This is a genomic window from Streptomyces sp. NPDC004721, from assembly GCF_053601495.1.
The window spans coordinates 23,392-31,084 of sequence record NZ_JBSGBZ010000076.1; the positions used below are offsets into that span (position 1 = coordinate 23,392).

The following is a 7,693-nucleotide window of genomic DNA, read 5'->3' on the forward strand; positions in this document are numbered from 1 at the left end:
CGGTCGGTGAGTCCGTCCCACTCGATGGTGATCACGCGGACCCATGCTGGCCAGGCCCGTCCGCAGGGGGCGTGTCGCACGGACGCCTCGCGCGACCGTCTTCCGGACGCCGGCCTCCGGAGGGCGCCCGGTGTTCAACTCATCGCGGATCGGGGCGACTGCCTCCCAGGTGTTGCTTCACCTCTTGACGGTGATGGTCCGGACCTTTAGCTTCACGCCTTAAACAAAGTCCATGGAATGCACTCAACGCCCCTTGTGTCACGGCGGTGTTGGGGCCGCGTTCCGCCACCCCCCACGTGAAAGGCCAACTTCCCCCATGGCCAGACCCCTGCTCGCGGTCGCGTCCCTCGCCGCTCTCGCCCTCTCCGCCGACCTCCTCATGGCCAGCCCCGCCCAGGCCGCCGCCACCGGCACCATCACCGGACTGGCGGGGAAGTGTCTCGACGTCGCCGGTGCCGGCTCGGCCGACGGCACGGCCGTGCAGCTCTACGACTGCAACGGCACCGCCGCCCAGCAGTGAACGGTCGGCTCCGACGGCACCATCCGCGCCCTCGGCAAGTGCCTCGACGTCACCGGCGGATCGACCGCCGACGGTGCCAAGGTCCAGCTGTGGTCCTGTACCGGCGCCGCCAACCAGAAGTGGACCGTCACCGCCGCGCGCGACATCGTCAACCAGCAGGCCAACAAGTGCCTGGACGTCACCGACAGGTCGTCGGCCAACGGCGCCCGCGCCCAGATCTGGTCCTGCACCGGCGCGAGCAACCAGAAGTGGACCGCGCCCGCCGCGGACGGCGGCCCCCCGCCGGCCACGTCCATGGCCGTGGCGCCATACCTCTACAACGGCTGGGGCAGCCCGCCGAGCCCGACCACGATCACCAACGCCACCGGCGTGAAGTGGTTCACGCTCGCCTTCGTCCTCAGCAACGGCTACTGCAACCCGCAGTGGGACGGCAGCCGGCCGCTCACCGGCGGCGTCGACCAGCAGACCGTCAACACCGTGCGCGCGAACGGCGGCGACATCATCCCCTCCTTCGGCGGCTACAGCGGCAACAAGCTGGAGAGTTCCTGCTCCAGCGCCGGCGAACTCGCCGCCGCGTACCAGAAGGTGATCAACGCCTACGGGCTGAAGGCCATCGACATCGACCTCGAGGCCGACGCCTACAGCAACGCGACCGTCCAGCAGCGCACGGTCGACGCGTTGAAGACCGTGAAGGCCAACAACCCCGGTCTTAAGGTGTACATCACCATCGGCACCGGGCAGAGCGACCCCGACACCAGTCTGATCAACCGGGCCGCCTCCTCCGGACTGGCCGTCGACGCCTGGGCCATCATGCCGTTCGACTTCGGCGGCGCCGGCCGGAACATGGGCAACCTGACCGTGCAGGCCGCCGAGGGCCTCAAGAACGCGCTGAAGAACGCGTACCGCTACAGCGACGACCAGGCCTACCGCACCATGGGCATCTCGTCGATGAACGGCATCACCGCAACGAGATGCCCTACGACCCGCCCAACCAGGCGGCCTGGATGAACGGCTCCACCCAGGGCTACGCCGCCTACAAGGTGGCCGACTCCGTCACCAGCCACCAGGCGTACGGCCTCGGCAGCTACTGCTACTTCAACGCCAACCCGGGCGTGACCGCCGCGCGCGCCATCGAGGCACCGAACAACCCGAACGTGCGCTTCACCAGCATGGTCACGGTCTCCCTCGGTGGCACGGGCACCATCAGCCGCGTGATCAACAACACCGGAGGCCCCTCCAACTCCGCCAACAACGTCGCGAACCTCACCAGCTACCCGTAACCGTCCTTGGTCATGACGGGCGAAGGCCCCGCAGCCCGGGCTGCGGGGCCTTCGGCACAGTGGAGGCCGGTCAGGCGCCGGCCAGCGCGCACTGGCCGCGATCGGCCTTCGTCGGGCCCGCCGTGAACGGACGGACGTCGAAGTCGAACATGGCCGTGGGCAGGTACAGCGAGCAGCAGTCGTTCGGGATGTCGACGATGCCGCTGATGCGTCCCTCCATGGGGGCGGAGCCGAGCAGCAGGTACGCCTGTTCGCCGCTGTAGCCGAACCTCTTGAAGTGCTCGTCAAGTGACTACCCGATGTGGCGATTTGACGCCACGGCGTTTTCCCGCCGCGTCCCCGGACCACCGCTCGGCTCCGCCTCCTGCCATCGTTCGCTGCGTCTTCAGCGTCGGACCGGGGAGGAATCCGCGTGCCCAACATCAGACCCAGAAGGACAGCGGGACGAGACGGCGGGAGAGCCGCGCGGCGCCGGGCGGCCGGTGCCGCCGTGGTGGTCGCCGCCGTGCTCGGGAGCGCGCTGCCCGCCCTCGCCCACGGGGCCGAGAAGGGGCCGGAGTTCGTCGATCCGGCGGCCGCCGCGCCGCCCGGAGCCGCCACGCGCCGCGTCACACTCGTCACGGGCGACGTCGTCTTCTACGCGAGCGACCGCGCGGGCGGCGGTCCGCGTATCGACCGCATCGTGCCGGGCCCCGGCCGCTCCGGCATGGGCTTCACCCGCTACCACGTGGACGGCCACGAGTACGCCGTCCCGATCGACGCCGCCGGGCAGATCGCCGACGGCCGCGTCGACCAGCGCCTCTTCGACGTGACGACCCTCGTCGCAGACGGATACGCGGACGACGCCACCTCCGCGCTGCGCCTGGTCGTCGGCGACGCACCCCAGGTCGCGGGCGGCCCCGAGGCTCCCGAACACGCCACCCTGGCCAAGGAGTTCAAGCGGACCCGGACCGCCGTCCTGAAGGTCCCGAAGAAGAACGCGAGCGACGTCTGGCGCAAGCTCGCCACCCCGTCGACCGCCAGGAACGAGGGCATCGGCAAGGTCTGGCTCGACGGACGCGTCAAGGCAACCCTCGACGAGTCCGTGCCGCAGATCGGCGCCGACGAGGTCCACCGTCGCGGCATCGACGGCAAGGGCGTCAAGGTCGCCGTCCTCGACACCGGATACGACACCGGGCACCCCGACCTGAAGGGCCGCGTCGCCGCCGAGGCCGACTTCACCGGCGACGGCATCCAGGACCGGCAGGGCCACGGCACCCACGTCTCCTCGACGGTCGCCGGAACCGGCGCCGCGTCCGGCGGCCGGTACGCGGGCGTCGCCCCCGGGGCCGACCTCCTCGAGGGCAAGGTCCTCGACGACGACGGTTACGGCTACGACTCGTGGATCCTCGCCGGCATGGAGTGGGCCGCGGGCCAGAAGGCTGACATCGTCTCCATGAGCCTCGGCAAGTCCGGCGCCTCCGACGGCACCGACGCGCTGTCCAGCGCCGTCGACAAGCTCTCCGCGGGCGACGGACCCCTCTTCGTGATCGCCGCGGGCAACACCGGCGACCACACCATCGGCGCCCCCGGCGCCGCCGACTCCGCGCTCACCGTCGGCTCCGTCACCAAGCAGGGCGACCTGTCCGCGTTCTCCTCGCGCGGCCCGCGCCAGGGCCGCTGGGCCGTCAAGCCCGAGATATCCGCACCCGGCAGCGACATCGTCGCCGCCCGCGCCGAAGGCACCCTCGCCGACAGCGCCGTCAACGCCCGCTACGCGTCCCTGTCCGGCACCTCCATGGCGACCCCGCACGTCGCCGGCGCCGCCGCCCTGCTGCGCCAGCAGCACCCCGACTGGAGCGGACAGCAGCTCAAGGCCGCCCTGATCGGCTCCGCCGCACCCGTGCGCGGGACCACCGTGGACGAGACCGGCGCCGGCCTCGTCGACGTACCGGCCGCGTCCGCCGCGCAGATCACCGCCGAGCCCGCCACGCTCGCCGCCCGCGCCACGGGCAGTAGCGCGACCCGCACGGTCACCTGGCGCAACGCGGGCGACAAGCCCGTCACCCTCACCGTCGGCGCCCGCGGCGATCTCGTCCGCGTGGACGCCACCGAGGTCACCGTCCCGGCCCACGGCAGCGCCACCACCGAGGTCACGCTCGACCTGGCCCGCGCCGAGGCCGGCGGCTCCTACGACGGCGCCGTCACCGCCGAGCGGCCCGGCCGCGGCACGGTCCGCGTTCCCGTGTCGGTCACCGCGCCGGACGACGCCCGCACCCTCACCCTCACCGGTCCCGCCCCGCGCCCGGGTGCCGACGCCACCTCCACCGGCGTCGTCATCCAGAACGAGAAGACCGGCGCCACCACCATGACCAGCCTGAGCGGCACCACTCCGCGCAAGGTCGTCCTGCCGCGCGGCACCTACCGCCTCCTCGGCAGCGTCTGGGAGTACGAGAAGGCCGGCTACACGATCACAGGCAGCACCGCGATCCACTACGCGCAGCGCGTCACCCTCGACGACGACGCCTCCGCCACCGTGAGCACGGACGGCGCGAAGCCGGTCCGGATCGGCGTCGACGACGACGGCGTGCGCGCCACCACCGACGGCGCCACCGGCATCGGCACCGCCACCCCCGACGGCGCCTCCACCGGTCTCATCGCCCCCAGCGCCGCCGGCCCCTACAAGGTCGAGGTCGTGCCCACCAAGACCGGTGAGACGTTCGACGGCATGCGCTTCTTCGGCGCCACCAGCTGGCAGCAGCGCGAGATCGACGCCCGTGAACCCGGTGGTACGCCCCAGCAGTTGGGCCTCCAGCTCTCCCAGTACAGCATCTACCGCTGGACGGGAAAGGTGACCGGCGAGGTCGTCGACATCGGCAGCGGCAGCGACGCCGACCTCGCCGGCAAGGACCTCAAGGGCAAGATCGTCCTATGGCGGTCCAGCGGCAGCAACGCGTCCAACAACGCCGTCTACCAGAAACTCACCGACGCGGGCGTCGCCCTCATCATCATCCGCGGGTACAGCGTGTCGGTCTACGAGCCGACCCCGTTGGCGCAGCTGAACGCCGACTCCCTCCCCCTCCTCGAAGGCCGGCTCGCCAAGGGTCCCCTGACCCTCACCGTCGAGGGCGTCGACACCTCGCCGACCGCCTACTTCCTCTTCCACAAGCAGGACGACTCGCTGCCCGCAGGCGCCGACTGGTACGACCGGCGCGCCGACCTGGCCCGCATCGACACCAGGGAGAACACCCACGGCTACCCGTACGACCCGAAGGGCCTGTACGCGTGGACGAGCTGGCGCGGGGTGCGGCTGGTCCAGCAGTCCACCCGGTTCCTGGCGCCGGCCGACCAGCAGGTGTACGTGTCGCCCGACGTGCAGTGGACCATGGCCACCTTCCACTACCTGTTCGAGGAGGGCGAGATTCCCTTCCCGCTGTCCACGCAGGTCACCGATCCGACGACGTACGCCAAGGGCCGTACGTACAAGGAGAGCTGGATGGCCGCGCCGTTCAACCCCGAGCTGCGCAGCGGCAAGAACGTCGTCCGGGACGGCGACAAAGTGAGCGTCAACCTGCCGGTCTTCTCCGACGCGGCCGGGCACCACTCGGAGTACGCGCCGGGGGCCGACAGCGGTTCGACCGTCCTCACCGACGACACGGGCAAGGTCCTCGACAGCAACGACCGGCCCGGCCAGGGCGTGTTCGACCTGCCGCGCGACGACCGCTGGTACCGGCTGAGCGTGGACGCCCGCCGTCAGGGCCACGATCCGGTCACCTGGACGCTCGGCGCCCGCATCACCGACGAGTGGCGCGTGCGCTCGCACCACGAGGAAAAGGCGGCCCCGCTGGCGCTCCTCGACCTCGGCTACGACACGCCGCTCGACCGGCTCAACACCGCCGATCCGGCCAAGGAGTTCACCTACTCCGTCACCGTCGGCAGCCAGGCCGGCACCCGCACCGGGCCGGTGGACTCCATGAAGGTGTCCTACTCGACCGACGACGGCAGCACCTGGCGGACGGCGCACGCCCGCCGCGACGGCGACCGCTGGAAGGTCACCGTCCCCGCCGCCGGCACGGCCAAGGTGTCGCTGCGCACCACGGTCACCGACGCGACCGGCGCATCCCTCACGGAGACGCTGATCCAGGCGTACAACTCGGGCTGCACCGACATCTGGTGCGGCCAGTGAGCGCTGCGCCGCGCCCCTCGTCCCTCGGCGGCATCGGTCTCGGTGCCGCTGAGGAACGGCTCTACCAGCGGCTCGTCGAGGACGGGCCGCTGGTCCCGGCGGTCCGCGGCAGGGCAGCGGCCCGCCTCGTCGCGCTCGGCCTGGCCGCCGGCCGGCGCACCGTCCAGCGGCGCGTGCGCCGCCTGATGGACCTGACCGGCACCGAGACCCGCCTCCAGCTCGGCTGGTACACGCGCGACCGCGGCTGGCTGTGACCGCGGGGCCCCTCTCCTGGGACCACAGCCCTCTACTCGAGCGTGCAAGCCCGGATCAGCGTCTGCTCGATCGTCGCGCCGTCCTCGTCCTCGGCCTCGGCCTTGAGCCGCAGCGCCACCGCATCGGCCCGGACCGGCTCGGTGCGCTTCGTCTGCCAGTGGTCACCGCGCCGCTCGACCAGGGCCGGGCACCACGTCGCGCCGTCGCCGTAGCCGACCTCGGCGGTGAACGACGCGTTCGGCGACTTCGCCGCCCCCGCGGGCCGCCGCACGAAGAACGACATCGTGTGCTTGCCGCCCCTGGCCGCGGTGTTGTCGGCGGCGAGCCCGAGCCACGACACACCGAGGACCCAGGCGCTAGCAGGGGGCCGGCCCTGAACCGGTGCAGTGGCAACGCGGCAGCGCGCACGCAGCTATGAATGAACTCCTGAGCAGGGCACCGCGGGATGGGGTGACGGAGCAACCGCGCCCCGCTTGCAGGCAGGGCGACGGGTCACTGCCACGCACGCGGTTCGCGCCGCGGCCGCCGGCGTGGACGTGGGATTTGGTCGGGCCGTCGCCGCGTTCGGCACCCGTCCTTCGCATCACCTGGCGCCGGTCGTCGGCTCGAGCACCGGCCTAGCGCCCATGACACCGCGAGGACGGCGGAAACAGGGTCGATCGTCGCCCACCGCCCCGATTCGGCAGCCCACCAAGATGGGCGGACAGGGCATGCCCGTCTCGGACGGGCCGTTCGCCTATCGTCCCGACGACCCGAACAGCTTCACCGTCCGCATCGAGAGCGCCTACGACGGAAAACCCCCCCAGGCCAACGGCGGCCAGGGCCGCGGCCTGATGCGGCAGTTCGGAATCGGCTGGGACCGGCTGCCCACCGGAACGGACGTGAAGAACGCCCTCGCCTTCGGGCCTTCCGGCCCCAACCCGAAGCCGGGAGACAGGTACGACGTCCTCGACTACAGCGTCAGCTCGGACGGCTTCCGCGGCCGCCTCGAAGGCTGGACCCCCAACCCGAACCCTCGCAACGCGCGGCCCTGGCTGCACAATCAGGTCCACTCGTGGATCGGCGGGGACATGTCCCCCGCGAGCTCCCCCAACGATCCAGTGTTCTTCCTGCACCACTGCAACGTGGACAACCCCGGTTTCTCCACCAGCATTGGCACGATGCTGGGCCGGCGCGAGTACTACACCTACGACACAATGCCCTGACCGGGCGGCGGGTCGCCGGAGTACGCCTTCGGGGCGCTTCGGCGGCCCGCGGCCGCGCTCGCGGTCCGCGGAACCGGGTGCCTCCACGGACCGCATCACCCCACCCTGGGCCCGCCCCGAGCGAAACAGAGACGCTGGAGTACGATTCCCGTTCGATTAATCGTACGGCTCCGAGCTTGATGTTTAACCTCGGCGGTTCACCTGACCCGCTGATCTTGGTTCGTTCCCGGGACAGCAGGACGGCCGTTCTTCACGCTTCGAGGTGTCG

4 protein-coding genes and 3 pseudogenes are annotated in these 7,693 nt (G+C 71.4%); 5 read left to right on the forward strand and 2 right to left on the reverse strand.

What is annotated here, in order from left to right:
• The first annotated feature begins 316 nt into the window (after nt 1-316).
• Nucleotides 317-1,528, forward strand: a pseudogene (locus ACWEK3_RS37760) (lectin).
• Nucleotides 1,480-1,800: pseudogene (locus ACWEK3_RS37765) on the forward strand (coagulation factor 5/8 type domain-containing protein); the annotation flags it as partial. The pseudogenes ACWEK3_RS37760 and ACWEK3_RS37765, both read left to right, overlap by 49 nt.
• A gap of 70 nt (nt 1,801-1,870) precedes the next feature.
• Here ACWEK3_RS37765 and ACWEK3_RS37770 read toward each other — a convergent pair.
• Nucleotides 1,871-2,083: pseudogene (locus ACWEK3_RS37770) on the reverse strand (acetamidase/formamidase family protein); the annotation flags it as partial.
• Nucleotides 2,084-2,212: 129 nt separating this feature from the next.
• Here ACWEK3_RS37770 and ACWEK3_RS37775 point away from each other — a divergent pair.
• Together ACWEK3_RS37775 and ACWEK3_RS37780 are read left to right on the forward strand one after the other, a co-directional pair.
• Nucleotides 2,213-5,965 carry a S8 family serine peptidase gene (locus ACWEK3_RS37775; protein ID WP_453251787.1) on the forward strand — a complete coding sequence of 1,251 codons (3,753 nt, stop codon included), beginning with the start codon at nt 2,213-2,215 and terminating at the stop codon, nt 5,963-5,965.
• Nucleotides 5,962-6,219 (forward strand): hypothetical protein, encoded by a 258-nt coding sequence (locus ACWEK3_RS37780; protein ID WP_453251788.1) that lies wholly within the window; start codon nt 5,962-5,964, stop codon nt 6,217-6,219. Before ACWEK3_RS37775 ends, ACWEK3_RS37780 begins: the two co-directional genes overlap by 4 nt.
• Nucleotides 6,220-6,251: 32 nt before the next feature.
• Here ACWEK3_RS37780 and ACWEK3_RS37785 read toward each other — a convergent pair whose 3' ends face one another.
• The gene (locus tag ACWEK3_RS37785) at nt 6,252-6,560 is read right to left on the reverse strand and encodes a hypothetical protein (RefSeq protein WP_450542208.1); all 309 of its coding nucleotides are present in this window, start codon (nt 6,558-6,560) and stop codon (nt 6,252-6,254) included.
• A 370-nt stretch (nt 6,561-6,930) separates the two neighbouring features.
• On the opposite strand from ACWEK3_RS37785, the gene ACWEK3_RS37790 reads away from it, so the two are divergent.
• Nucleotides 6,931-7,425 (forward strand): tyrosinase family protein, encoded by a 495-nt coding sequence (locus ACWEK3_RS37790; RefSeq protein WP_453251789.1) that lies wholly within the window; start codon nt 6,931-6,933, stop codon nt 7,423-7,425.
• The last annotated feature ends 268 nt before the right edge of the window (nt 7,426-7,693 follow it).

What these genes read in the sequence shown, in the direction of transcription:
- ACWEK3_RS37790 (WP_453251789.1), top strand. Translation starts at nt 6,931, where the DNA reads ATGCCCGTCTCGGACGGGCCGTTCGCCTATCGTCCCGACGACCCGAAC.